General features: G+C 69.8%; 21 protein-coding genes and 1 pseudogene. 8 read left to right on the top strand and 14 right to left on the bottom strand.

The genetic code is table 11. The annotated features are described in order from the left end of the window. Nucleotides 1-133: 133 nt before the first annotated feature. Complete coding sequence (locus tag ACFYM0_RS33180; RefSeq protein ID WP_388507980.1) at nucleotides 134-1,870, bottom strand: amidase; 1,737 nt, start codon at nucleotides 1,868-1,870, stop codon at nucleotides 134-136. Between the two features lie 143 nt (nucleotides 1,871-2,013). Between ACFYM0_RS33180 and ACFYM0_RS33175 the strand changes: the two genes are divergently transcribed. Beyond that, the gene (locus ACFYM0_RS33175) at nucleotides 2,014-2,739 is read left to right on the top strand and encodes a TetR/AcrR family transcriptional regulator (protein WP_388507978.1); all 726 of its coding nucleotides are present in this window, start codon (nucleotides 2,014-2,016) and stop codon (nucleotides 2,737-2,739) included. A gap of 135 nt (nucleotides 2,740-2,874) precedes the next feature. Beyond that, nucleotides 2,875-3,182: pseudogene (locus ACFYM0_RS33170) on the top strand (NUDIX hydrolase); the annotation flags it as partial. On the opposite strand, the gene ACFYM0_RS33165 reads toward ACFYM0_RS33170, so the two are convergent. Then, complete coding sequence (locus ACFYM0_RS33165) at nucleotides 3,125-3,616, bottom strand: MerR family transcriptional regulator (protein WP_388507975.1); 492 nt, start codon at nucleotides 3,614-3,616, stop codon at nucleotides 3,125-3,127. The pseudogene ACFYM0_RS33170 and the gene ACFYM0_RS33165 sit on opposite strands and share 58 nt — an antisense overlap. Before the next feature lie 6 nt (nucleotides 3,617-3,622). Between ACFYM0_RS33165 and ACFYM0_RS33160 the strand changes: the two genes are divergently transcribed. Beyond that, complete coding sequence (locus ACFYM0_RS33160; RefSeq protein WP_388507972.1) at nucleotides 3,623-3,910, top strand: hypothetical protein; 288 nt, start codon at nucleotides 3,623-3,625, stop codon at nucleotides 3,908-3,910. Nucleotides 3,911-4,061: 151 nt separating this feature from the next. Here ACFYM0_RS33160 and ACFYM0_RS33155 read toward each other — a convergent pair whose 3' ends face one another. Continuing rightward, nucleotides 4,062-4,619, bottom strand: coding sequence for a hypothetical protein (locus tag ACFYM0_RS33155; RefSeq protein WP_388507970.1), 558 nt, complete (start codon nucleotides 4,617-4,619; stop codon nucleotides 4,062-4,064). Between the two features lie 102 nt (nucleotides 4,620-4,721). On the opposite strand from ACFYM0_RS33155, the gene ACFYM0_RS33150 reads away from it, so the two are divergent. After that, entirely contained in the window at nucleotides 4,722-4,964 is a 243-nt protein-coding gene (locus tag ACFYM0_RS33150) for a hypothetical protein (RefSeq protein ID WP_388507968.1), read from the top strand. A 41-nt stretch (nucleotides 4,965-5,005) separates the two neighbouring features. Here the strand turns inward: ACFYM0_RS33150 and ACFYM0_RS33145 are convergent, their stop codons facing one another. Beyond that, nucleotides 5,006-5,791: a GNAT family N-acetyltransferase gene (locus ACFYM0_RS33145; protein ID WP_388507965.1), complete on the bottom strand. Its 786-nt coding sequence runs from the start codon at nucleotides 5,789-5,791 to the stop codon at nucleotides 5,006-5,008. A gap of 532 nt (nucleotides 5,792-6,323) precedes the next feature. On the opposite strand from ACFYM0_RS33145, the gene ACFYM0_RS33140 reads away from it, so the two are divergent. Further along, the gene (locus ACFYM0_RS33140) at nucleotides 6,324-7,010 is read left to right on the top strand and encodes a response regulator (RefSeq protein WP_388507962.1); all 687 of its coding nucleotides are present in this window, start codon (nucleotides 6,324-6,326) and stop codon (nucleotides 7,008-7,010) included. A gap of 29 nt (nucleotides 7,011-7,039) precedes the next feature. Here the strand turns inward: ACFYM0_RS33140 and ACFYM0_RS33135 are convergent, their stop codons facing one another. Next, nucleotides 7,040-7,468, bottom strand: coding sequence for a hypothetical protein (locus tag ACFYM0_RS33135; protein WP_388507959.1), 429 nt, complete (start codon nucleotides 7,466-7,468; stop codon nucleotides 7,040-7,042). Between the two features lie 300 nt (nucleotides 7,469-7,768). Then, nucleotides 7,769-8,587 (bottom strand): SDR family NAD(P)-dependent oxidoreductase, encoded by an 819-nt coding sequence (locus ACFYM0_RS33130; RefSeq protein ID WP_388507957.1) that lies wholly within the window; start codon nucleotides 8,585-8,587, stop codon nucleotides 7,769-7,771. A gap of 898 nt (nucleotides 8,588-9,485) precedes the next feature. On the opposite strand from ACFYM0_RS33130, the gene ACFYM0_RS33125 reads away from it, so the two are divergent. Continuing rightward, the gene (locus ACFYM0_RS33125; protein WP_388507954.1) at nucleotides 9,486-9,611 is read left to right on the top strand and encodes a hypothetical protein; all 126 of its coding nucleotides are present in this window, start codon (nucleotides 9,486-9,488) and stop codon (nucleotides 9,609-9,611) included. A gap of 76 nt (nucleotides 9,612-9,687) precedes the next feature. Here the strand turns inward: ACFYM0_RS33125 and ACFYM0_RS33120 are convergent, their stop codons facing one another. From ACFYM0_RS33120 to ACFYM0_RS33085, 8 genes are all read right to left on the bottom strand, one after another. Continuing rightward, nucleotides 9,688-12,231 (bottom strand): DUF4118 domain-containing protein, encoded by a 2,544-nt coding sequence (locus ACFYM0_RS33120; protein ID WP_388507952.1) that lies wholly within the window; start codon nucleotides 12,229-12,231, stop codon nucleotides 9,688-9,690. Between the two features lie 43 nt (nucleotides 12,232-12,274). Next, a complete protein-coding gene (locus tag ACFYM0_RS33115; protein WP_388507949.1) occupies nucleotides 12,275-12,964 on the bottom strand; it encodes a response regulator in 690 nt (229 codons plus the stop codon). A 122-nt stretch (nucleotides 12,965-13,086) separates the two neighbouring features. Further along, the gene (locus ACFYM0_RS33110) at nucleotides 13,087-13,803 is read right to left on the bottom strand and encodes a potassium-transporting ATPase subunit C (RefSeq protein ID WP_388507946.1); all 717 of its coding nucleotides are present in this window, start codon (nucleotides 13,801-13,803) and stop codon (nucleotides 13,087-13,089) included. Nucleotides 13,804-13,807: 4 nt separating this feature from the next. Beyond that, entirely contained in the window at nucleotides 13,808-15,913 is a 2,106-nt protein-coding gene (kdpB, locus tag ACFYM0_RS33105; protein WP_388507943.1) for a potassium-transporting ATPase subunit KdpB, read from the bottom strand. Further along, entirely contained in the window at nucleotides 15,910-17,574 is a 1,665-nt protein-coding gene (gene kdpA, locus ACFYM0_RS33100; RefSeq protein WP_388507940.1) for a potassium-transporting ATPase subunit KdpA, read from the bottom strand. The genes kdpB (ACFYM0_RS33105) and kdpA overlap by 4 nt, the downstream gene beginning before the upstream one ends. 6 nt (nucleotides 17,575-17,580) lie before the next feature. Next, nucleotides 17,581-17,670: a K(+)-transporting ATPase subunit F gene (gene kdpF, locus ACFYM0_RS33095; protein ID WP_266875664.1), complete on the bottom strand. Its 90-nt coding sequence runs from the start codon at nucleotides 17,668-17,670 to the stop codon at nucleotides 17,581-17,583. Continuing rightward, on the bottom strand, nucleotides 17,667-17,822 hold the full coding sequence (locus tag ACFYM0_RS33090) for a hypothetical protein (protein ID WP_330299843.1): 156 nt from the start codon (nucleotides 17,820-17,822) through the stop codon (nucleotides 17,667-17,669). Before ACFYM0_RS33090 ends, kdpF begins: the two co-directional genes overlap by 4 nt. A gap of 109 nt (nucleotides 17,823-17,931) precedes the next feature. After that, nucleotides 17,932-18,684 carry a DUF4118 domain-containing protein gene (locus ACFYM0_RS33085; protein WP_388507937.1) on the bottom strand — a complete coding sequence of 251 codons (753 nt, stop codon included), beginning with the start codon at nucleotides 18,682-18,684 and terminating at the stop codon, nucleotides 17,932-17,934. A 277-nt stretch (nucleotides 18,685-18,961) separates the two neighbouring features. On the opposite strand from ACFYM0_RS33085, the gene ACFYM0_RS33080 reads away from it, so the two are divergent. Together ACFYM0_RS33080 and kdpB (ACFYM0_RS33075) are read left to right on the top strand one after the other, a co-directional pair. Beyond that, on the top strand, nucleotides 18,962-20,845 hold the full coding sequence (locus tag ACFYM0_RS33080; protein WP_388507934.1) for an APC family permease: 1,884 nt from the start codon (nucleotides 18,962-18,964) through the stop codon (nucleotides 20,843-20,845). 278 nt (nucleotides 20,846-21,123) lie between these two features. Next, complete coding sequence (gene kdpB / locus ACFYM0_RS33075; RefSeq protein ID WP_388507931.1) at nucleotides 21,124-23,277, top strand: potassium-transporting ATPase subunit KdpB; 2,154 nt, start codon at nucleotides 21,124-21,126, stop codon at nucleotides 23,275-23,277. Nucleotides 23,278-23,564 lie beyond the last annotated feature (287 nt).

Here is a 23,564-nt window from a genome sequence, read left to right as displayed (position 1 = left end):
CTCCGCCTGCGTTGGCCCGGTGGTCGTATGCGCTGCTATGCGCTGCTTGGCCCGGAACGGCCCGGCTCCGGCCGGGCCCGGCGGCACTTCGCAAGGCTGTGACGGTATGGGTTCTCGCCCGGCCCGCGGGCCGTCACTGTGCGGGGAGCGGCGGTGTGCGCGGCGGCAAGGTGCGTCGGATGCCGGTCTGTTCGAAGGCCGCGGCGAGGGTCAGCAGGGCGTTGTCGTCGTAGGCGCGGCCTGCGAAGGTCAGGCCCACGGGCATGCCGGTGTCCCTCATCGTGCCCATGGGCACGGTCACGGTCGGGATGCCGAGGTGGCGGGGAACCAAGTTGCCGTTCGCGACCCAGACGCCGTTGCGCCAGCCGAGGTCGGCGGACTCCACGGAGACGTCCATGTCCGCGGGGCCCACGTCCGCGACCGCGGGGAACACGACCGCGTCCAGGCCCAGGCCGTCCATCCACAGCTCCAGGTCGACCCGGCGCGTTTCCTCGAGCCCGCGCAGGCCCCCTTCGAGGAGCGTCATGTCGGTGAGGGAGGCGTACGGGCGCTCGCGCACGAAGCGCGGATAGTCGCCGATCGTGTCGTCGAAGCCCTCGTAGCGGTCGGGCAGTTCGCCTTCCTGCTTCGGCCAGATGCGCGCGCCGTCGACCCCGGCCAGGGTGGACAGCTTCGGGTCGCCGTTCGCGCTCAGGAAGTCGTCCCACGCCCAGGCGGACAGGTCCTCGATCTCGAAGGTCAGGAACTCGCGGCCGACCAGTCCGCGGGTGAGCAGCGAGGGTGCGCCGGGGCGGTCGGACTCGTAGTTCGTCACGACGGGGAAGTCGACCTCGACCACCTCGGCCCCGGCGGCCTCCAGGTCGCGGCGGGCGGCTTCCCACAGCGCGATGACCGAGGGACGCGTGTCGATGCGCTGCCCGGTCTGGCCGCCGATGCCTCCGTCGGGGTTCGTGCCGGCGTCGGGATCGGCGTTGATGTACATCCGGGGAACCCCGACGCGCTTGCCGGAGAGCGCGTCGGACGCGGCCTCGGCGCCGGCGGGTGCGAGGGCCGGGTATGAGTCGGGGCGTACCTGCGACGCCGGGGGCAGCGCCACCCACGGCTGTGCGCGCCACAGGTCACCGCGTGTCTGCGGGTCGTCGGCCACGAGGACGTCGAGCAGTTCGAGCAGGTCGGCCATGGTGCGGGTGTGCGGTACGACGACGTCCATGGTCGGTACGAGCGGCCAGTTGCCGCGGACCGAGATCACGCCGCGGCTGGGCGTGTAGGCGCACAGTGCGTTGTTGGAGGCGGGGGCGCGGCCCGAGGACCAGGTCTCCTCGCCGAGGCCGAACGCGCCGAAGGACGCGGCCGTCGCGGTGCCGGAGCCGTTGGAGGAGCCGGAGCCGTAGGCGCTGGTGAGCCAGTCGGCGCTGTACGGGCTCTCCGCGCGGCCGTACACGCCGCGCTGCATGCCGCCGTTGGCCATCGGCGGCATGTTGGTCAGTCCGATGAGGACGGCCCCACCCGCGCGCAGCCGCTCGATGGCGAAGGCGTCCCGCTGAGCGACGAGGTGCTCGAAGGCGGGGGAGCCGGACGCGGCGGTCAGGCCCTTCGCGAGGTAGCTGTCCTTGGCGGTGTAGGGAATGCCGTCCAGCGGGCCGAGCGTCTCGCCCCGCGCGCGGCGCGCGTCGGAAGCCTCCGCCTCGGCGCGGGCGTCCGGGTTCATCACGACCATCGCGTTGAGGGCGGTGGCCGTACCGGGCCGGTCGTACGCCTCGATCCGCGCGAGGTAGGCGTCGAGCAGGGCGACCGAGGTGGTCTCACCCTTCTCCAGCGCTGCGCGCAGGTCGGCGATAGGGGTCTCCACAACATCGAATCCGCGCGTCATACGGGTGTCTCCTGGGTGGCTGGGTCGGGCAGGTGAAGGCGTGGTGCGGCGGGCCGACCGACGGATTTCGCGCGCCCTGCCGCACTGACTAGATTTTCAGTCTAGAGTAAGAATCTAAACTCACGGAAGGGAGGCAAGACCTCATGTCGATGTCAGAGGCCGCGCCAACGCAGCCTGGCCGCAGCGAGCAGGAGCCGGTGAGCGGGGCCGCGGACGCTGACGTCGGCGCCGCCTCCCGGCCCGCGGTCCCGGCCCGGGCCCCGGTGGACAGGAAGCGTCAGCCCAGCGGGGACGAAGCGCGGGGACGGGCGATGCGGGCCGCCATCAGCGTCATCGCCGAGAAGGGCACCGCGGCGCTGCGGATGTCGGACATCGCCGAGCGGGCAGGCATGAGCACCGGGCACATCCTGTACCACTTCGGAAAGAAGGACCGCCTCCTGCTCGAAGTCCTCGCATGGAGCCAGGCGGACCTGTGGACCAGGTTCCAGCAGGCCGCCGACCAGGCCGCGTCCCCCGCCGAGAAGCTGGACCTGTTCGTCCGCGCCTACCTGCCCCGCCACCAGGGCGACGAACGCTACGCGCTGTGGACACAGGTACTGGCTCAGCACCACGACGAGGCGGGTCGGCGGACCCTCACCGCCCTGCTGGACGGCTGGGACGAGCGCCTGGAGGCCATCCTTCGTGAGGGCCAGGACCTGGGACACTTCGCCGAAGTGGATCTCCCCGAGTTCACCATCCGGGCCGTGGCCATGTTGAGCGGTCTCTCCGAGGACGTGATGTTCGGACGGTCGCGCTGGCAGGACACCTCCGCGCACGAGTTCGCTCTGTCCGCCCTCGAACGCGAATTGCGTCCGCCCGGGCAGCCGTAACGATGCGCCCGGGGACTGTGATTCCGGCGGCAGGGATGGCTACGCGACGTAGGGAATGGGAACGGTACGACCTGTCGATCGCGGACGTCCATGCGCATCTCCGAGTCCAGGTTGAACAGGGAGGCCGCGGCCTTGATGTCTGTGGCCGATGAGTCTGAGCGACCTGTTGCCGCCGCTGTGGTGGTGTACAGGGGCGGGTGCTGTTGGTACGGCGCCGCATCGCGGAGGGCCACCTGTCCTGGCAGCTCCCGGCCGGCAAGGTGGAGCCGGGGGAGTCGTATGAGGCTGCGGCCGTCCGGGAGACACGGGAGGAGACCGGGTTGCTTGTGATTGCGCGTGGGCTGCTCGGTGAGCGAGTCCATCCCTCTACCAACAGGCCGATGTCCTACACGGCCTGCGATGTGCTCAGCGGTACGGCGCACGTTGCGGCAGCGCGGGAGGTCGGGGTGAATCCCCAGTCGGCCAGGTGCTCCAGATGAGTATCGACCTCGGTGGGCAAGGGTGACAGCTGCCCGGCGGCGAGCCGGCGCAGGCGTCCCCGTGTTGTCCGCAAGTCCCGGATCCGGACGGTGAGCTCGTCCTCGATCTCGCACAGCGCCTGCTGGAGCTCTTCGTCGGTCGCGGACCTCAGGTCGCGGATGCGGGCCAGGGGGACTCCCGCTTCGGCGAGCGTCCGGATCTTGATCAGGTCGATGGCGTCCTTCGCTCCGTACCGGCGGTAGCCGGACGCGTCGCGGTCGGGCTCGGGGAGCAGTCCCTTGTCGTGGTAGACGCGGATGGTCTTGACCGATACTCCGGCGTACCTGGCCAGCTGCCCGATGGTGATCACCCGGCGATCCTCCCACTTGACCTTTCCCCCGGGGCAGGGTTGCAGCATGGGGTCATGACGAACATGAGTTTTGATCGGGAGACGCTGCGCGCGTTGGCCGACGAGGGCAACGAGACCGCACTGGACCGGCTGGCCGACCTTGCCGACACGGCCGGCGACCTGGAGCAGCTGAGCGAACTCCTGGACGAGGGATCCATGCATGCCGGGCTTCTGCTCACCCGACGGGCGGTCGCGGCCGGCGACCTGCGTGCGTTGCAGCGGGTCTCCGACGCCGGGTACGAGGAGGCCGGAAACGAATTGGACCGGCTCTTGAAGGCGCCGACCGACGGGCATCGGCTCTGAGGATCGAACCGGCGCGTCGACCTCACGGAGAGCACGGAGAGCACGGAGAGCACGGAGAGCACGCAGGGCACGGAGAGCACTCTGGGGACGCTGGGAACGGCGGCCGCCGGCCGCGGGTCCGCCGTGACGCTCACCCTTCCCCGGCGGCCGGTCACCGCAGGCCGGAGGCCCTGAAGACAGTGAAGGCCGTCTCGCGGTTGATGCGCTCCGTCAACTCACACAGGGCGATCACCCCGTGCCGCAGAGTGCCCTGCCGGATGGACGTGCGGGCGTCCACGTCGAAGCGGTGCCACATCGCCGGGTTACGGACCAGGACGGTCGGATCGATCTCGGCCCGGTTTCCCTCCGTGTCACGGAGGATCATCCGCTGAGCCACCCTGTCGGTCCACCTGACCGAGACGAGGGAGTCCGTGCGGACGGTGTGCTCCACCAGCAGTCCTCGGGCGCTCAGCAGACCGGGACCTACGCAGACCCTGGAAGGCAGCAGGATCACGAACACGAGGGCGGCCAGCCCGGCCCAGAGGGCGCCGCGGGCCGCGTCGAGCCTGCCGCCACTCGCGTCCATGGCCAGGAGGGCCGCGTACAGGAGCGAGGCGACACCGATTGCCGCGCGCCTCTCGACGGCCCAGTGGATGTCGCATGCGAGAGGTACCGGAGGCTCCGCCGCGGAGTGTGCGCCGGTCGCGGGCTGCGTGAAACGTCGTTCCATGCGGGTGACGTTAGGGCCGGTACGAGTCTGGGCGGCGGGCCCTGACACACCGCTGATGTTCCGGTTACGGCATTTTGACGGGGAAGGCCGGTGGAGCCCAGGTTGCGGGATCAAGAGGCCGGCGGCCCGCGAGCCCGCCTGGATCACGCCCGCGACCGCCTGGAGGAAGCCGACCTGGCCGAGTCCGCGGACCACGTCTACCGGCTGCTGCGCCGCGACCTGGTCCGGGTGGAGGGCGTAGAACTGCAGCGCCTCTACGACGAACACCACATCAGCGACACCACCCGCCGCCGGCTCCAGCGCTCCCTGGACCTGGAGGAGGAACGGCTGGACCTGGCGACCTGAGATGCGCGGGGGCGGGCCCGGCAAGATGCGAAAGAGACGGCCTACGCCGGCACCGCAGTGGCGCGGACCGTACGCACCCTGGCGCGTCCCGTGACGTGGTGGACGTACTCGCGGCTCAGCCGGAAACCGGCCGACCAGGCCAGGCGCCGGCTGGGCCGGTTGTCGCGGGAGCAGCACCAGCTCGCGGTGCGTCCGCGTGCCTGTACGTCGCCCGTCAGGCCGGCGATACAGGCGAGTGCGAGGTGCTCGCGGCGGCGGTCGGGCACGGTGACCACCGCGATCTCCTCGTAGGTGCTGCCGAGGAAGTAGGTGCAGGCGACGGAGAGGATCCGGTCCTCTCTGAACGCCGCCCAGCCGTGGCCGGAGGCGGCGAGGCCGACGAGGCCGCCCCAACTGGCATGGATCCAGATGTTCTCGGAGTGCAGCTCGCAGAGCGCCGGAGCGTCCTCCGGCGTCAGCCGCCGCACGGTGACGCCACGCATGGGCCGGGGGAGGAGCGACTTGGCCTGGTGGACGTACACCATCCGTTCCCAGGGGTCGACTCGCTCGAAGGTGGCGCCGAGGGAGGGCCAGAACCGTGCGGGCGTCTCGACGTACTGGTTGGCGAACCGGCTCAGGGCATTCGGGGTGAGCACGCTCGGGTCGCCGCGCAGCAGCACGTGGTCCGCACAGGTGACGGCGAGGACGCGGGGACGGTCGGGACGGTCGGCCCACCAGACGCCGGAACCCGTGGTCAGCACGTGCTCGGCGAGGGTCCCGGGACCGGGTGAGCCCGTCGGGAACCAGCGGCTCAGGGTGGGCAACTCCTGCGGGGAGATTTCGATCATGAACTGTCTCCAGTGCTACGCGGGAACGCGGGCGAGGGGCGGCGTCCGGCCACCGACGGGCGGACGGAACCGGAGCGCGTGAAAAGGGGCGGCCCCGTGCCCGTCAGGTATGGGAGCGGGCACGGGCGCGAGCGGCCACCCGCCTTACGGGCGGAGGGAAGGACGGCCGCGGACGAGGTGGTGCGTCAGGGCACCGGCGGGTGAGCAGCGCGCGGGGCCGGGAGCACCGTATGCGGTGGCCGGTCGTCGTGGCGCAGACCGCTGTTCACGTCGCCCATCCAACTGCCTTGCGAGTCCGGACTCAAGGAGGTCGGCCCGTCCTTGACACGACTCTGATACGGGTGGTCGCAGAGGGTCCGGGAGTGCCGGGCCATGCATGCTCCGCCGGGCATCAGTGGTGCGTCAGAAGGGCGTCAAGGTCACGGCTGCCGGCGTATGGACGTCGTCAACGCCTGCCGTGGCGGACGGAATCCGCTGTTTTCTGGTGGTCGCATGTCCATGGGGGACGTAACGACAGGGAGGCGGCACGCCGATGACCCGGGTGCTGGTGGTGGACGACGAACCGCAGCTTGCGCGTTTGCTGGTCATCAATCTGAAGGCGCGCACCTATGAGGTGGACTGCGTCCACGACGGGCGCGCGGCACTGGACGCCGTGGCGGCCCGCCGCCCGGACGTGATCCTGCTCGACCTCGGTCTGCCCGACATGGACGGGATCGAGGTGATCAAGCGGCTGCGGGTCTGGTCCCAGGTGCCCGTCCTGGTGGTCTCCGCCCGCCACGACTCCGGGGAGAAGATCCAGGCCCTGGACGCGGGCGCCGACGACTACATCACCAAGCCCTTCAGCATGGACGAGCTGATGGCCAGGCTGGGAGCCGTCGTACGCCGTACGCCGGCAGACGTCGTGGCCGTCGCGAGCGAAGCGGTCGTGGAGACCGAGGAGTTCACCGTCGACCTGCTCGCGAGGAAGGCCAGACGCGGCGGGGTGACCATCAGGCTTACGCCGACGGAATGGCACCTGCTGGAGGTCCTGATCCGCAACCGGGGCAAGCTCGTCACCCAGCGGCGGCTGCTCCAGGAGGTGTGGGGGTCCTCGTACGGAACGCAGACCAACTACCTGCGGGTGTACATGGCCCACCTCAGGCGGAAACTGGAGGCGGACCCGTCGCACCCCCGCCACCTGATCACCGCCCCCGGCATGGGGTACCGCTTCGACGCATGAGCGCGGCGAAGCCGGCGGGCGCTACTGGCCTACCGCCGGGCCGACGGTGCTCCGACCTCGTAGGCGGTGCCGAGGAAGTAGGTGCAGGCCAGTGCCACGATGCGGTCGTTCTGGAAGGCGGCCCAGGCGTAGCCCGAGCGGGCGAGTGCTTCCGGTCCGCCCCAGGTGCGGTGGATCCAGCTCGTCGCGGACGGCAGGGTGGCGAGCGTGCGTGCGTCCCGGGCGTTCAGCCTGCGTACGATCACGCCCCGCGGCGCCCGGGTGGCCGGTACCGGGGAGCGCCTGACGTACACCATGCGCTGCCACGGCACGACCCGGTCGAACGCGGCCCCGATGAGGGGAAGGAAGCGGCCCGGAGCCTCGATGGCGCGCTCTGCGAAGACCGCGAGGTCCTTCACCGTCAGAGCCTGCGGGTCTCCGCGCAGGAGTACGTGGTCCTCGCACTCGGCGGCGATCACGCGCGGCTGGATGACGCGGTCCACCCACGAGCGGCCGGCCTCGGTGGTCAGGATGTGCTCGGTCAGGGCCGCCGAGCCCGGGGCCCCTGTGTGGTACCAGCGTTCGAGGTCGGGAGTCGGTGGGACGGCAGGTTGATCATGGGGCTCCTTGTCGGGACACGGTGGCGGGGCGGCCCTGTTCGGAGGGCCGCCCCGCGGGACGGACTGGCGGCTAGCGGCAGGGTTTGCTGCCGTGGTTGGAGCCCTTCTTGCGGCGGGACCTCTTCTTGCGGGCGCGCTTGGACATGTGCGTGGATCCCTTCAGGCGGTGTGGCCGACGAGGAGGTCGGCGAGTTTGTTGAGGCGCTTGATGGTTCGGTCCTCGGTGGCGGCGGCGGCCGGGGCGACGCGCTCGGAGCGTTCGTAGTAGGCGCCGTTGACGATTTCGGTGGCCGGGTCGCAGAGCCGTACGACGTGCTCGGCGCCCTCGGCGGCCGGTGCGCCCTCGTGCCCGTAGAGGGGGAGGAGGCCGGTATCGCACACGCCGGGGTTGACGGAGACGGCGGTGACGCGCGGGTCGGCGGCGAAGACGGTCAGGGCCAGCTGTGACTGGGCGTACGCGGCGAGGCGGGAGTAACGCCGCACCCTCTGTGGGTCGTTCCACTGGATGGCGCCCGAACGGTGCAGCGCGGACGAGACGTTGACGACGCGTCCCCCGGGGTCGCTGGTGAGGGCGGGCTCCAGCAGGTTCGTCAGCAGATAGTGGGCAAGGAAGTTGACCTGGAAGGAGATCTCGTTGCCGTCGGCGGTGAGCGTGTGCCGTTCCGGCGCGGCGATGGCCGCGTTGTTGACGAGCACGTCCAGACGCGGGTGCTCCCGTACGACGGCGTGCGCGAGGTTCTCGACCTCCTCCAGCCGGATGAAGTCGGCGGCGAGCGGCCGCAGGAGAGTGTCGGAGATGCCCGCGGAGGCGATCAGCCGGTCGGTGGCGGCCTGGGCCTCCTCGGGGGTGCGGCCGTGGACGAGGACGGTCGCGCCGAGCTCGGCGAGCCGGCGGGCGGTCTCGTAGCCGATGCCGGAGGTGGCGCCGGTGACGAGGGCGGTACGTCCGGACAGGGACGGGGACAGGGGCGAGGGCATGTCGATTCCTGGAAGCCGGCATGGCTGATACCACGGAGCCCCGGCTTGGAGCAGGGGGCGTGGGCTCAGGTCATGCGGTGAAGGTGTGGATGCGTACGAAGCTTCGACCGGCCCCATCGGGGGCGGTCGGCAGATACGCGGAGGACGCGCGGCCGATATCAGACGGCCGGGCGGACAGCGGGCGCGGTCGGCAGCACCGACGCGACATCGGCACTACTCCGCCGTGACGGTGGCCGATCGTTGTAGCGCGGACCGCTGTTCATGACTCCATCCCAGCGCACGGGGTCGGCGGCGGCAAGCTCCTGAACGTGACTTTGACGGCCTTCTGATGGCCGTCGGGTGAGGGGGCGGTCCGGCCCTCACGGAGGTCATCAGGGGCGCGTCAAAGATCGCCGGTCGTGCGGAAGGAACGCGTCAAGGGGTGTTGTCGCGGCCCTCGGCCGGAAGCAGACTGGCGGAGCGACGGAGCCGGGTGACGGTCCGGCGGCGCGCGGCTGGAGGCCGGTGACCTGAACACCGCCACAGGGGCACACGATCCGAACCACGGGGGTAGGGGTCAGTGCGACCGCGCGCAGGTCAACCGTCGCGCAACACATGAGCCGTCCGGCTTCCGGTGGGGGATACCGGAACCGGACGGCTCGCGTGTATCGGTCACGGGCGCCTGCAGCTATTCCTCGTTCGCCACCCGGCAGCCCGTGGACCCCCGCGGCTATGGCGGCCGCCACCTCAGAGTGATCGGCGTCTGGGCTTTGCCTGCGTACTGGCCCTCGTGCTCGGCCTCACCGCCTTCCTGGACAGCATCGCTTGCGCGGTCGTGGCCGCCATCGCGTGCGCGCTGCCGGCGGCCGCGGCAGCCTGGCGGGAGGCACGCGTCGTATGACGCCCGAAGCCTCGAAGGATGACGGTCGAGAAGGGGCAGGTCGGACGCCGGCCCCGGACTTGGCGATGTCTGACCGGGGAGGGACTGGCCACCTACCGGCGCCACCTCGCCGCGCTCACGGCGATCGCGGGCCCGCTGAGCTGATGCGGGGGACGGACGTCGGCCACACGAGGTGACCGGCGGCCGCCGGGCGTGACCCTGGGCGGCGGCCGCCGCGCTCTCAGGTGACCGCGGAGGTGGGGAGTTCGGCGCTGACCGGCGGGGTGCCACCCGCTATGGGGAGGGTGATGACCATGGTGAGGCCGCCGCCGGGGGTGTCCTCGGCTGTCAGGGTGCCGCCGATGGCCTCCGTGAAGCCCCGGGCGACGGCGAGGCCGAGACCCACTCCGGCGCCGCGCGGGGCGTCGCCGTGGCGCTGGAACGGTTCGAAGATGCGGTCCTTGGCCTCGTCGGGGACTCCGGGGCCGCGGTCGACGACGCGCAGTTCGACGCGGCTGGCGAGGGCACTGGCCGAGACGTTGACCGGTTGGCCGACGGGGCTGTACTTCACGGCGTTCTCGACGATGTTGGCCACGGCCCGTTCCAGCAGACCGCGGTCGACGGCGATCATCGGCAGGGTTTCGGGGATGTCCAGGACGACGCTGTCCTCGGGTACGCCGCCCAGAGCCATGGGGACGACCTCGTCGAGGTCGGTCTCGCGGATCAGCGGGACGACGGTGCCCGTGTTGAGGCGGGACATGTCGAGGAGGTTCCCGATCAGCGCGGCGAGGCGGTCGGCGCCGTCCTCGATGCCTTCGAGGAGCTCGGCCTTGTCCTCCTCGGACCATTCGACGTCGTCGGAGCGCAGCGAGCTGACGGAGGCCTTGATTCCGGCGAGCGGGGTCCGCAGGTCGTGGCTGACGGCGGCGAGCAGCGCGGTGCGGATGCGGTTGGCTTCGCCCAGTGCGCGGGACTTCTCGGCCTCGTCGACGAGGCGCTGGCGGTCGAGTACGACGGCCGCCTGGGCGGCGAAGGCGCCGAGTACGCGGCGGTCCGCGGCCGGGAGCACCCGACCGGTCAGGGCGAGGGCCATGTTGTCGCTTATGGGCAGGTCGACGTCCGCGTCCTCGGGCCGGCTGACGGCGCCGGTGCCGACGGACGCGGCGGTGGTCCAGGGGTCGACTTCGCTGGTGCGTTCCAGGAGGACGACCGACTGCATGGCGAAGGTCTCGCGCAGCCGTTGCAGGAGGGCGTCGAGGGAGTTCTCGCCGCGCAGGACACTGCCGGCGAGGAAGGAGAGGATCTCGGACTCGGCGCGCAGCCGGGCGGCTTGATGGGTGCGGCGGGCGGCCAGGTCGACGACGGAAGCCACCGACACGGCCACGCCCACGAAGATCGCGATGGCGACGATGTTCTTGGGGTCGGAGATGGTGAACTCGTGCAACGGCGGTGTGAAGAAGTAGTTCAGCAGCAGGGAGCCGAAGGCCGCCGAGGCCAGGGCGGGGAGGAGTCCGCCGAGCAGGGCTGCCGCCACGGTGAAGGTGAGGAAGAGCAGCATGTCGTTGGCGAGCCCGAGGTCGGGGACGACCTGATTCAGCAGCAACGCGAGCAGCGCCGGGCCGGCCACGCCGGCGATCCAGCCCCAGATGATGCGCGAACGCCCGAGCCGTGCGCCGCGCGCGACGGGCAGACCGCGCCCCTTGGCGGCTTCGTCGTGGGTGACGATGTGCACGTCGAGGTCGGGTCCGGACTCGCGGGCGACGGTGGCGCTGACGCCGGGGCGGAAGACGGACTGCCAGGAGCGGCGGCGGCTGACGCCGAGGACGATCTGGGTGGCGTTGCAGCCGCGGGCGAACTCCAGCAGCGCGTCGGGGACGTTGTCGCCGATGACGTGGTGGAAGGTGCCGCCGAGGTCCTCGACCAGGGTCCGCTGGACGGCGAGTTCCTTGGGCGAGGCCGAGGTCAGCCCGTCGCTTGCGGCGACGTAGACGGCAAGGACCTCGCCGCCGGAGCCCTTCTCGGCGAGGCGGGCGGCTCGGCGGATGAGCGTACGGCCCTCCGGTCCGCCGGTGAGGCCGACGACGATGCGTTCGCGGGCCTGCCAGGTGGAGCGGATGTTGTGCTCGCCCCGGTACTCCTGGAGGTACTCGTCGACGCGGTCGGCGACCCACAGCAGGGCGAGCTCGCGCAGGGCGGTCAGGTTTCCGGGGCGGAAGTAGTTGGACAGGGCCGCGTCGACCTTGTCGGCCTTGTAGACGTTGCCGTGGGCCATCCGGCGGCGCAGGGCCTGGGGGGACATGTCGACGAGTTCGATCTGGTCGGCCCGCCGGGCGACTTCATCGGGGACCGTCTCGCGCTGACGGACCCCGGTGATCGTCTCGACCACGTCACCCAGCGATTCGAGGTGCTGGATGTTGACGGTGGAGACGACGTCGATGCCGGCCTGGAGGAGTTCCTCCACGTCCTGCCACCGCTTGGTGTTGCGCGAGCCCGGCACATTGGTGTGGGCGAGCTCGTCCACGAGCGCGACGGCGGGGCGCCGCGCCAGAATCGCGTCCACGTCCATCTCGGTGAAGGTGGAGCCGCGGTACGAGATCTCGCGCCGCTCGATGAGTTCGAGGCCGTGGAGCATGACCTCGGTGCGCGGGCGGTGGTGGTGCTCGACGAAGCCGACGACGCAGTCGGTGCCCCGCTCGATCCGGCGGTGTGCCTCGGAGAGCATCGCGTACGTCTTGCCGACGCCCGGCGCCGCGCCGAGGTAGATGCGGAGCTTGCCGCGTCCCATGTTCCGTCTCTTCTTCTGTGTGCTGAGGAGGGGGGGCAGGTGATCAGGGTTCGAAGCGGTATCCCATCCCCGGTTCGGTGATCAGGTAGCGCGGGTGCGAGGGGTCCGCTTCCAGTTTGCGCCGCAGCTGGGCCATGTATACCCGCAGGTAGTTCGTGTTCTCCCCGTACGTCGGTCCCCAGACCTCCAGCAGCAGCTGACTCTGCGTGATCAGGCGGCCGGGGTGGGTGATGAGGATCTCCAGCAGGTGCCATTCCGTCGGGGTGAGCCGTACGGTGCGCTCACCCCGGTGCACCTTCTTCGCGATCAGATCGATGCTGAACTCGTCGGTTGTGACGACGGAGACCTCGGCCGCCTGGGAGGCCCCGGGTGCCTCCTGTCTGCGGGTGGCCGCCCGCAGGCGGGCGAGCAACTCGTCCATGCTGAACGGCTTCGTGACGTAGTCGTCCGCGCCGGCATCCAGGGCCCGGATCTTGTCCTCCGAGGTGTGCCGGGCGGAGAGGACCAGGATGGGAACCTTGCTCCAGCCACGGACACCCTTGATGACTTCGATGCCGTCCATGTCGGGGAGCCCGAGGTCGAGCACTATCACGTCTGGCTTGCGGGCGGCTGCGAGCCGCAGGGCCGTACCGCCGTCGGCGGCTTCCTCGACCTCGAACTTGCGCGCCTGAAGGTTGATCTTCAGTGCGCGGACGAGCTGCGGGTCGTCCTCCACCACCAGCACCCGGGTCATCGGTGTGCAGCCTTCCTTCGTTGCGGGCACGGCAAGAAGCCGGCGGAGCGCACGGACCCTCCCAGCGGTAGCTGGGGGAGCTCTGCGCCCCGCCGGCTTCGTTGACCGAGCGTTGTGGAACATCAGCTCTTGGACAGCGCCTTCAGGGCGATGTTGAGTTCGAGGACGTTGACGCGGGGCTCACCCATGAAGCCGAGGGTGCGGCCGGTGGTGTGGTCGGCGACGAGCTTCTCGACCTGGTTGACATCGAGCTTGTTCCGCTCGGCGACCCGGTGGACCTGGAGCTTGGCGTACTCGGGGGAGATCTCGGGGTCGAGGCCGGAGCCGGAGGAGGTGACGGCGTCGGCCGGTACGTCCTCGGGCTTGACCGTGTGGCCGGCGGTGGAGTTGTCCGCGATGACGGCGTTCTTGGCGGCGATGACCTGGGCGCAGAGGGTGCCCTCTTCGGCCTGGTCGGTGCACTTGCCGTTGATGGCGCCGTCGTCGGCGGAGCGGTTGGTGGCGCCGGAGAGGATCAGCGAGTACTGGGTGTTGACGCTGTTGCTGCCGAGGCCGTTGGAGGGGCGCGGCTGGAACCACTTGAGGTCCGGCTTGACCGCTTCCTCGGCGTCGTTCGGGTCCTTTTGCGGCAGGTTGTAGGTCTGGCCGATGAGGGAGGAGCCGACGACCTGGCCGCTCCTGTCCTTGATCTCGGAGCCGTTGGCCTTGTCGTTGAAGACGGCCTGGGCGATCCCCGTGACCGCGAGCGGGTAGAGGACCCCGCAGATCACGGTCAGAACGAGCAGGGCTCGCAGGCCGGCGCCGATCAACCGTGCGGTGTTGCCTACAGAGTTGTTCATAGCCTTAGCCGATTCCGGGGATGAGGGTGATGAGCATGTCGATGATCTTGATGCCGATGAACGGGGCGATGAGGCCGCCGAGTCCGTAGACCCCGATGTTGCGGCGGAGCATCTTGTCGGCGCTGGTGGGCCGGTACTGGACGCCCTTGAGGGCGAGCGGGACGAGCGCGATGATGATCAGCGCGTTGAAGATGACGGCCGACAGGATGGCCGACTCCGGGGACGCCAGGCCCATGATGTTGAGCTTGTCGAGGCCCGGGTAGACCACGGCGAACATGGCGGGGATGATCGCGAAGTACTTCGCGACGTCGTTGGCGATGGAGAAGGTCGTCAGTGCGCCCCGGGTGATGAGCAGCTGCTTGCCGATCTCCACGATTTCGATGAGCTTGGTGGGGTTGGAGTCCAGGTCCACCATGTTCCCGGCCTCCTTGGCGGCCGAAGTGCCCGTGTTCATCGCGACGCCGACGTCGGCCTGAGCCAGAGCCGGGGCGTCGTTCGTACCGTCGCCCGTCATGGCGACGAGCTTGCCGCCCGCCTGCTCCCGCTTGATGAGGGCCATCTTGTCCTCGGGGGTGGCCTCGGCGAGGAAGTCGTCGACACCCGCCTCTTCGGCGATGGCCTTGGCGGTCAGCGGGTTGTCGCCGGTGATCATGATGGTCTTGATGCCCATGCGCCGCAGCTCGTCGAAGCGTTCGCGCATGCCCTCCTTGACCACGTCCTTGAGGTGGATGACGCCGAGGACGCGAGCACCCTTGTCGTCCTCGACCGCCACCAGCAGCGGGGTGCCGCCGGCCTGGGAGATCCGGTCCGTGAGGGCTTGAGCGTCCTCGGCGACCTGGCCGCCCTGCTCCTTGACCCAGGCGACAACCGAGCCGGTCGCACCCTTACGGGTCTTCTTGCCGTCCACGTCCACACCCGACATACGGGTCTGGGCCGTGAAGGCGATCCAGTCGGCGTGCGCCAGTTCGCCCTGGTGGCGTTCGCGCAGGCCGTACTTCTCCTTCGCCAGGACCACGATCGAGCGGCCCTCGGGGGTCTCGTCCGCGAGGGAAGAGAGCTGCGCGGCGTCCGCCAGCTCGGCTTCCGTCGTGCCCTTGACCGGAACGAATTCGGAGGCCTGTCGGTTGCCGAGGGTGATGGTGCCGGTCTTGTCGAGGAGCAGGGTCGAGACGTCGCCGGCGGCCTCGACCGCACGCCCCGACATGGCCAGGACGTTGCGCTGGACCAGGCGGTCCATGCCCGCGATGCCGATGGCGGAGAGCAGGGCGCCGATGGTGGTCGGGATCAGACAGACCAGCAGCGCGGTCAGCACGATCATCGACTGCTTGGCGCCCGCGTAGATCGCGAAGGGCTGGAGGGTGACCACCGCGAGCAGGAAGACGATGGTGAGGGACGCCAGGAGGATGTTCAGGGCGATCTCGTTCGGCGTCTTCTGCCGGGACGCGCCCTCGACCAGGGCGATCATCCGGTCGATGAAGGTCTCGCCGGGCTTCGTCGTGATCTTGATGACGATCCGGTCGGACAGCACCTTGGTGCCACCGGTGACGGCGCTGCGGTCGCCGCCCGACTCGCGGATGACCGGGGCGGACTCGCCGGTGATGGCGGATTCGTCGACCGAGGCGACGCCTTCGACGACGTCACCGTCACCGGGGATGATGTCGCCGGCCTCGCACACGACCAGGTCGCCGATACGCAGCTCCGTGCCGGGGACCTGTTCCTCGCCCTTGCCGTCCTTGGTCAGGCGGCGGGCGACGGAGTCGGTCTTGGCCTTGCGCAGGGTGTCGGCCTGGGCCTTCCCGCGGCCCTCGGCCACTGCCTCGGCAAGGTTCGCGAAGATCGTGGTCAGCCACAGCCAAGTCGTGATCGCCCAGCCGAACCAGTCCGTCGGGTCCTTGATCGCCAGGACGGTGGTGACCACCGAGCCGATCAGGACGACGAACATGACCGGGGACTTGATCATGACGCGGGGGTCGAGTTTCTTCACCGCGTCGGGGAAGGACTTCAGCAGCTGCTTGGGGTCGAAGAGGCCGCCGCCCACGCGTCCGGCCGACGGCTTGTGGCCGGTGGGCACGTCCTGGTGCGGAGCCCTGGTAGGTGTGGCGGTGCTCATGATGCGAGCCCTTCGGCGAGCGGACCCAGCGCCAGGGCCGGGAAGTAGGTCAGACCGGTGACGATGAGGATCGTGCCGACGAGCAGGCCGGTGTAGAGCGGCTTGTCGGTGCGGAGCGTGCCTGCCGTCTCGGGGACGGGCTTCTGCTCGGCCAGTGAGCCGGCCAGGGCCAGGACGAACACCATGGGCAGGAAGCGGCCCAGCAGCATGGCGATGCCGATGGTGCTGTTGAACCACTGCGTGTCGGCGTTCAGGCCGGCGAAGGCCGAGCCGTTGTTGTTGGCGCCCGAGGTGTAGGCGTAAAGGATCTCGGAGAAGCCGTGCGCCCCGCTGTTGGTCATGGAGTTGCCCGGGGTGTCCAGCGCCATGGCCGCCGCGGTGAAGCACAGCACCAGGGCCGGGGTGATGAGGATGTAGAGCGCCGCGAACTTGATCTCGCGGGTACCGATCTTCTTGCCCAGGTACTCCGGGGTGCGGCCGACCATCAGGCCGGCGATGAACACCGCGATGATCGCCATGACCAGCATGCCGTAGAGGCCGGAGCCGACGCCGCCGGGCGCGATCTCGCCGAGCTGCATGCCCAGCAGCTGGATGCCGCCACCGAGCCCGGTGTACGAGGAGTGGAAGGAGTTGACCGCACCGGTCGAAGTGAGCGTGGTCGCGACCGAGAAGATCGCGGAGGCGCCGATGCCGTACCGGGTCTCCTTGCCCTCCATCGCGCCGCCCGCCACGTCGAACGCCGGGCCGTGGTGGGCGAACTCGGTCCACATCATCAGCGCGGTGAAGCCGATCCAGATGGTGGCCATCGTCGCGAGGATCGCGTAGCCCTGGCGCAGGTTCCCGACCATCCGGCCGAAGGTGCGGGTCAGGGAGAAGGGGATGACCAGGATCAGGAAGATCTCGAAGAGGTTCGAGAACGGGTTGGGGTTCTCGAAGGGGTGCGCGGAGTTGGCGTTGAAGTAACCGCCGCCGTTGGTACCCAGCTCCTTGATGACTTCCTGGGAGGCGACGGCGCCGCCGTTCCACTGCTGCGTGCCGCCCGTGAACTGGCCGACCTCGTGGATGCCGGAGAAGTTCTGGATCGCGCCGCAGGCGACGAGGACGATCGCGCCGACAACGGAGATGGGCAGCAGAATCCGGACGACACCGCGGACCATATCGGCCCAGAAGTTGCCGAGTTCACCGGTGCGGGAGCGCGCGAAGCCCCGTACGAGGGCCACCGCCACGGCCATGCCGACCGCCGCCGAGACGAAGTTCTGCACCGCCAGACCGCCGGTCTGGACGACGTGGCCCATGGCCTGCTCGCCGTAGTACGACTGCCAGTTGGTGTTCGCGACGAAGGAGGCGGCCGTGTTGAAGGCCTGGTCCGGGTCGATCGCGGAGAATCCGAGCGAGCCGGGCAGGATGCCCTGGGCCCGCTGGAGGCCGTAGAGGAAGAGGACGCTCACGGCCGAGAAGGCGAGGACGGCGCGCAGATACGCGGGCCAGCGCATCTCGGCCGACGGGTTGGCGCCGACGGCCTTGTAGATCCACTTTTCCGGTGTGTAGTGCTTTTCGGAGGAGTAGACCTTGGCCATGTAGTCGCCCAGCGGGCGGTAGGCCAGCGCGAGTGCGGCGATCAGTGCGAGGAGCTGGAGCACACCAGCGAGAACGGGACTCATCGGTGGCTAGAACCTCTCCGGGTACACGAGGGCGAGGATGAGGTATCCGAGCAGGGAGACGGCCACGAGGAGGCCGATGATGTTTTCGGCGTTCACAGCTTGGTCACCCCCCGGGCGATAAGGGCCACCAGCGCGAAGACCGCGACCGTGGTGACGACGAAGGCCAGATCGGCCACCGTGAGCTCCTGGATGAAGAGGGAAGAAAAGAATCGGCCAGACGGCCGATGACGAGATAACCGTGTCTTCACCCCGGCGTTAAGACGCCTTGACGGTGTCCATACGCCCGTAAGGGAACTCTTAACGCCGCACTTACGCCAAGGGCCGTGAACTGCCGGTCAACCGTCCGTCAACGGCTGGTCAGCCCTGGTGGGAGAGGCCGGCCGTGTCCAGGGCGGCGCCCGCCTGCGCGGCCAGGGCGACCGCCACCAGACGCGCCTCTTCGGAGGGCAGGGGGCGTCCGGGGAGCGGGTCGAGGAGGAAGCGGCCGTAGTAGTGGCCGCCGCCGGTCACCCGCAGTTCGGTCTCCTCGTCCGGCCAGTCGGCGTACTCGGTGATCAGGTCGCCGCGCCGGAGCCACAGACCGCCGCCGTGCTCCAGGCGCGGCAGGTTCCCCATCAGGGTCCCGTACTCGAAGCGGCAGCCGCGCAGCCCCAGCAGGCCGACGAGCTCGCGGCGCACGTACTCGACCACGCCCTCGGGCGACCCGCCGGCCTCGGCGAGCCGGGCGGTCCCCTGGAGGCTCGACAGGTGCGCGGTGTCGGTGACCACGGCGGCCTGGAGCCGGCGTGTGCGCACGGCGAGCTGCGAGACGATCAGGCCGACGCAGAGCAGCAAGACGGCCGTCTGGATCTCGTCACCGTCGGCGATCGTGAACCGCTGGTAGGGCCGGGTGAGGAAGAAGTCGAACCAGGCGGCCGCCGACAGCGCGGCCAGGGCGCCGGCCGCCCGGGTGCCGAGAGCGGCGACCGCGACCACCGCGACGACCATGATCAGAGCCTCGTTGGTCGCGGAGAGCCCCGTGCGGAAGGGCACGAGCGCGAGCCCAACGAGGAAGGGGGCCACGAGCGCCGTGAGCAGCACGGCACGGTCGTGGAGTCGGTACCCGGACATGTGATGCCTCCTGACCGGAGACGCAGGTCCTGACCAGGACCGATCGGGTCCGGTCAGGGCGACCTGACACGGCCGCCCACAACAAGCGTGCCCCCGCCGAGGCGGGAGTCACTCACGTAGGCGCGGTCTTGACGCACCTCATACGAATCTCGGGCCCCGGCGTAAGGAGTGCGTGAAGAGTGGGTCGGCGGCCGTATGGAATGCGCCAAGAGCCCTGGTCATCCGGCCGCGCGGTCCGGACGCTGTCCTCACTTTGTCCAACGGAGGAACAAGCGAGATGTCCATACACATGGAAAAGTCGACGACGGCAGGAAAGACGCCGGGCACGGAGGAGCCTCCTGATCCCGGCGCACGGACGCAGGGGGCGAAGGACCCGCACCGGCTGACCGCCCTCCAGGGCCTGGCCGCCCTGTCGCTCGACGCGATGGCCTCCGTCGCGTACGGACCCGAGTCGATCGTGCTGGTCCTCGCCGCGGCCGGCGCGTACGGGATGGGCTTCACCCTCCCCGTCACCCTGGCGATCGCGGCGCTGCTGGCCGTGCTGGTGGCCTCGTACCGGCAGGTGATCGCCGCGTTCCCGGACGGCGGCGGCTCGTACGCCGTGGCCAAGAGGCACCTGGGCCGGCGTACGAGCCTGGTGGCCGCGGCCTCGCTGATCCTCGACTACGTGCTGAACGTGGCCGTATCCGTCACCGCCGGTGTGGCCGCGCTGACCTCGGCCTTCCCGGAGCTGTACCCGGAGCGGGTATGGATCTGCCTCGGGATCCTCGTCCTGGTCACGGCGGTGAACCTGCGGGGGGTCGTGGACTCGGCCAAGGCCTTCCTCGTACCCACCGCCGTGTTCGTCGGGTCGATCCTGGCCATGGTCGTGGTCGGCCTGTTCCGCGACGGTCCGGTCAGCACCGCCTCGGCCGCCGGGCACGCCTCCGCTCTGGGCGAAGGAGCCACCACGGTCGGTGCGCTCCTGCTGCTGAAGGCCTTCGCGGCCGGCTGCTCGGCCCTGACCGGAGTCGAAGCCGTGGCCAACGCGGTGCCGTCCTTCCGGGCCCCGGCGGCCCGCCGTGCGCAGCGCACCGAGGTGGCGCTCGGAGCCCTGCTGGGTGTGATGCTGATCGGGCTGTCGGTCCTGATCGGCCGCTTCCACCTCCAGCCGGTCGAGGGGGTCACGGTCCTCGCGCAGCTCGCGGACGCGTCCTTCGGTCACAACGCGGCCTTCTACGTGGTCCAGTTCGCCACCATGGTGCTCCTCGCGCTCGCTGCGAACACCTCCTTCGGCGGCCTGCCCGTGCTGATGAGCCTGCTGGCCCGCGACAACTTCCTGCCGCACTTCTTCGCCCTCAAGGCCGACCGCCAAGTGCACCGCCACGGTGTGGTGTGGCTGGCTCTCGTCTCCGCCGTGCTGCTGGTCTTCTCGGGCGGTGACACCAACACCCTCGTCCCGCTCTTCGCCATCGGCGTCTTCGTCGGCTTCACCATCTGCCAGGTCGGCATGGTCCTGCACTGGTACGGCGAACGCCCCAAGGGCTGGCGGGCCAAGGCGGCCCTCAACGGCTTCGGGGCGCTGCTCACCGGGGTCTCGGCGATCGTCGTGACCGCGACCAAGTTCACTGAGGGCGCCTGGCTGATCGTCCTCGCCCTGCCGCTCATCGTCCTCGCGTTCGAGAAGATCCACCGTGCCTACGCTCAGATCGGGGAACGCCTGGAGCTCGGCCGTATCCCGCAGGCTCCCCGGCGCTCCCGCTCCCTGGTTGTCGTACCCGTTTCCGGGCTGTCCCAGTTGACCTGCCAGGCCCTGACCGCCGCACGCTCGCTCGGCGACGAGGTCCTCGCCGTGACGGTGACCCACCCGGCTCCCGAGGACCGAGAGGCAGCCGAAGCGCTGCGGCGGGACTGGGAGTTGTGGAAGCCCGGCGTCGAGCTGATCGAGCTCTCCTCGGACACCCGCTCGCTCGGCCGTCCGGTGTCGGGGTACATCCGAGAGCTGGCGCAGACACATCCGGGAACCCAGGTGACCGTGGTCATTCCGGAGACGGAACCCGCCCACCTGTGGCAGCGGATGCTGCAGAACCAGCGCGGTTCCGTCGTCGCCCATGCGGTACGCCGCGACACGGATGCGGTGATCTGCCGACTGCGCTTCCGCATCACCGACGACGTGACCTGAACGCGCTGACCTGCGTTGACGCACCCCTGACGGATGCTTGACGCAGCTCGTGCGCCGCCGTCAAGACGGCGCCAATTCCTCTGCGTACATGGGGGACAGCAGGACATCGGGCGGTAGTTTCCTGCTTGTTGCGCCGCCGGGGGCCTCGATCACTCACATGACGGCCGAGGGGGTCCATGGGGTAGTCCCCGGCGGCGGCACCCCTCTCTCACGCCACCCCTGCCCGGCTTGCCGGCAGGGGTGTCTTGCCGAAGCCGAACTCACCAGAAGGTCTTTTCATGCCTCCCGCCGCCTCCGCGCAGCACATTCCTCCGGGTCTCGGCACCCCTCCCAGGACTCCGGTCAACCGGCCGTCCCGGAAACGGCCCGGGCAGGCGAACATGCTGGAGCCCGAGCTCCTCGCCGCCTCGGCCCGCGAGGCCTTCGCCAAGCTCCACCCGCGCGAACTTGTCAAGAAGCCGGTGCTGTTCGTCGTCGCGGTCGGATCGGTCCTGACCACGCTGTCGGCGCTCTTCCACCCGTCCGTCTTCACCTGGGTGATCAGCGTCTGGCTATGGCTCACGGTCCTGTTCGCCAACCTCGCCGAGGCCGTCGCCGAAGGCCGCGGCCGAGCTCAGGCCGAGTCGCTGCGCAAGGCGCGTACGGACACGGTCGCGCTGCGGCTCAACCACTGGACGTACGGGGCGAACCTGCGGCACGCCGAGACCGAGGCGGTCGCGCCGGCCGAGCTCCAGCCCTTCGACTTCGTCCTCGTCGAAGCGGGGGAGCTGGTGCCTGCCGACGGGGACGTCGTCGACGGGGCGGCGATGGTGGACGAGTCGGCCGTCACCGGGGAATCGGCCCCCGTACTAAGGGAGTCGGGCGGCGACCGGACCGGTGTCACGGGCGGTACGACCGTCCTGTCGGACGCGATCGTCGTACGGGTCACCTCGCGCCCCGGGAACAGCTTCATCGACCGCATGATCGCCCTGGTCGAGGGCGCCACCCGACAGAAGACCCCGAACGAGATCGCCCTGAACATCCTGCTGGCCGCGCTGACCGTCATCTTCATCCTGATCGTCGTCACCATCCAGCCGATGGCCGCGTACGCGGGCGCCGCCCAATCCACGACCGTCCTGGTCGCCCTGCTCGTCACCCTCATCCCCACCACGATCGGCGCTCTGCTCTCAGCGATCGGCATCGCGGGAATGGACCGGCTCGTCCAGCGCAACGTCATCGCGATGAGCGGCCGAGCGGTCGAGGCGGCCGGCGACATCAACACCCTCCTCCTCGACAAGACCGGCACCATCACCCTCGGAAACCGCGAGGCCGCGGCCTTCATCCCGCTCCCCGGCGTGGACCACGTCAAACTCGCCGATGCCGCCCAGCTGTCCTCCCTCGCCGACGAGACCCCGGAAGGCCGATCGGTCGTCGCCCTCGCCCGGCAGCACGGACTCGATCTGGTGGCTGTGGAGGACCTGAGCAACCCGCGGTTCACCGAGTTCAGCGCCCGCACCCGGATGAGCGGCATCAACCTGAGCTGGGCGGGCGGCGCCGGCTGCGCGATCCGCAAGGGCGCGGTGACGCAGGTGTGCGACTGGGTGGTGGCGCGCGGCGGGTCCGTACCGGCGGAAGCGGCCACCTGGTCGGCCTCCGTGTCCGAGTCCGGGGGCACGCCCCTGCTGGTGGCGGTCCACGACTGGGACGGCCCGCGGGTGCTCGGGATCATCCACCTCAAGGACGTGGTCAAGGAGGGGATCCGGGAGCGGTTCGCGGAGCTGCGCGCCATGGGGATCCGTACGGTCATGGTGACCGGCGACAACGAGCTGACGGCCCGCGCCATCGCCGCCGAGGCAGGTGTCGACGAGTACCTCGCGGAAGCCACCCCCGAGGACAAGCTCGCGCTGATCAAGCGGGAGCAGGAGGGCGGCAAGCTCGTCGCCATGACCGGCGACGGCACCAACGACGCCCCGGCGCTGGCTCAGGCCGATGTTGGCGTGGCCATGAACACCGGTACCTCGGCCGCCAAGGAGGCCGGGAACATGGTGGACCTGGACTCCAATCCCACCAAGCTCATCGAGATCGTGGAGATCGGCAAGCAGCTGCTCATCACGCGCGGCGCGCTGACGACGTTTTCGATCACGAACGACGTGGCGAAGTACTTCGCGATCATCCCCGCCATGTTCGCCGCGGCCTACCCCGGCCTCGGTGCACTCAACATCATGGGGCTGAGCAGCCCGACCTCCGCGATCACCTCGGCGATCATCTTCAACGCCCTGATCATCGTCGCCCTCATCCCGCTCGCCCTGCGCGGGGTCCGCTACAGGCCGGCCTCCGCACACGACCTGCTGCGCCGCAACCTCGGGGTCTACGGCCTCGGCGGCCTGATCCTGCCCTTCGTCGGCATCAAGCTCATCGACCTGCTGGTCTCCACCATCCCCGGCCTCGGCTGAAGCCCGTCAAGGGCTTCCTTCACCACAGACCATGGCCGCGACAGGCCGGCCTGCGTTGATCCACACTCCGCTGGTTCCCCACGGGGGCGGCCCCCGTCCGGGCCGCCCCCACTCCTCGTACGGCTGCTGCTTGAGAGGCGGGGGCGATGCCGGTCGCTACGCCGCCGGTGGGTCTGTCCGTGTTAAGGACGCGTCAGGATTGGTTCACTTGCGTGCATAAGTGATCAGGCTGCGTACGCTGGCTCCGCTGTCGATGTCGATGGCTGATTCTTTGCCGTACGACAGGA

The sequence above is a fragment of the Streptomyces sp. NPDC006487 genome, from assembly GCF_042870555.1.
GTDB lineage: Bacteria > Actinomycetota > Actinomycetes > Streptomycetales > Streptomycetaceae > Streptomyces.
Note: the sequence above shows the minus strand (reverse complement) of the source record. Positions and strands in the feature narration are given on the sequence as shown.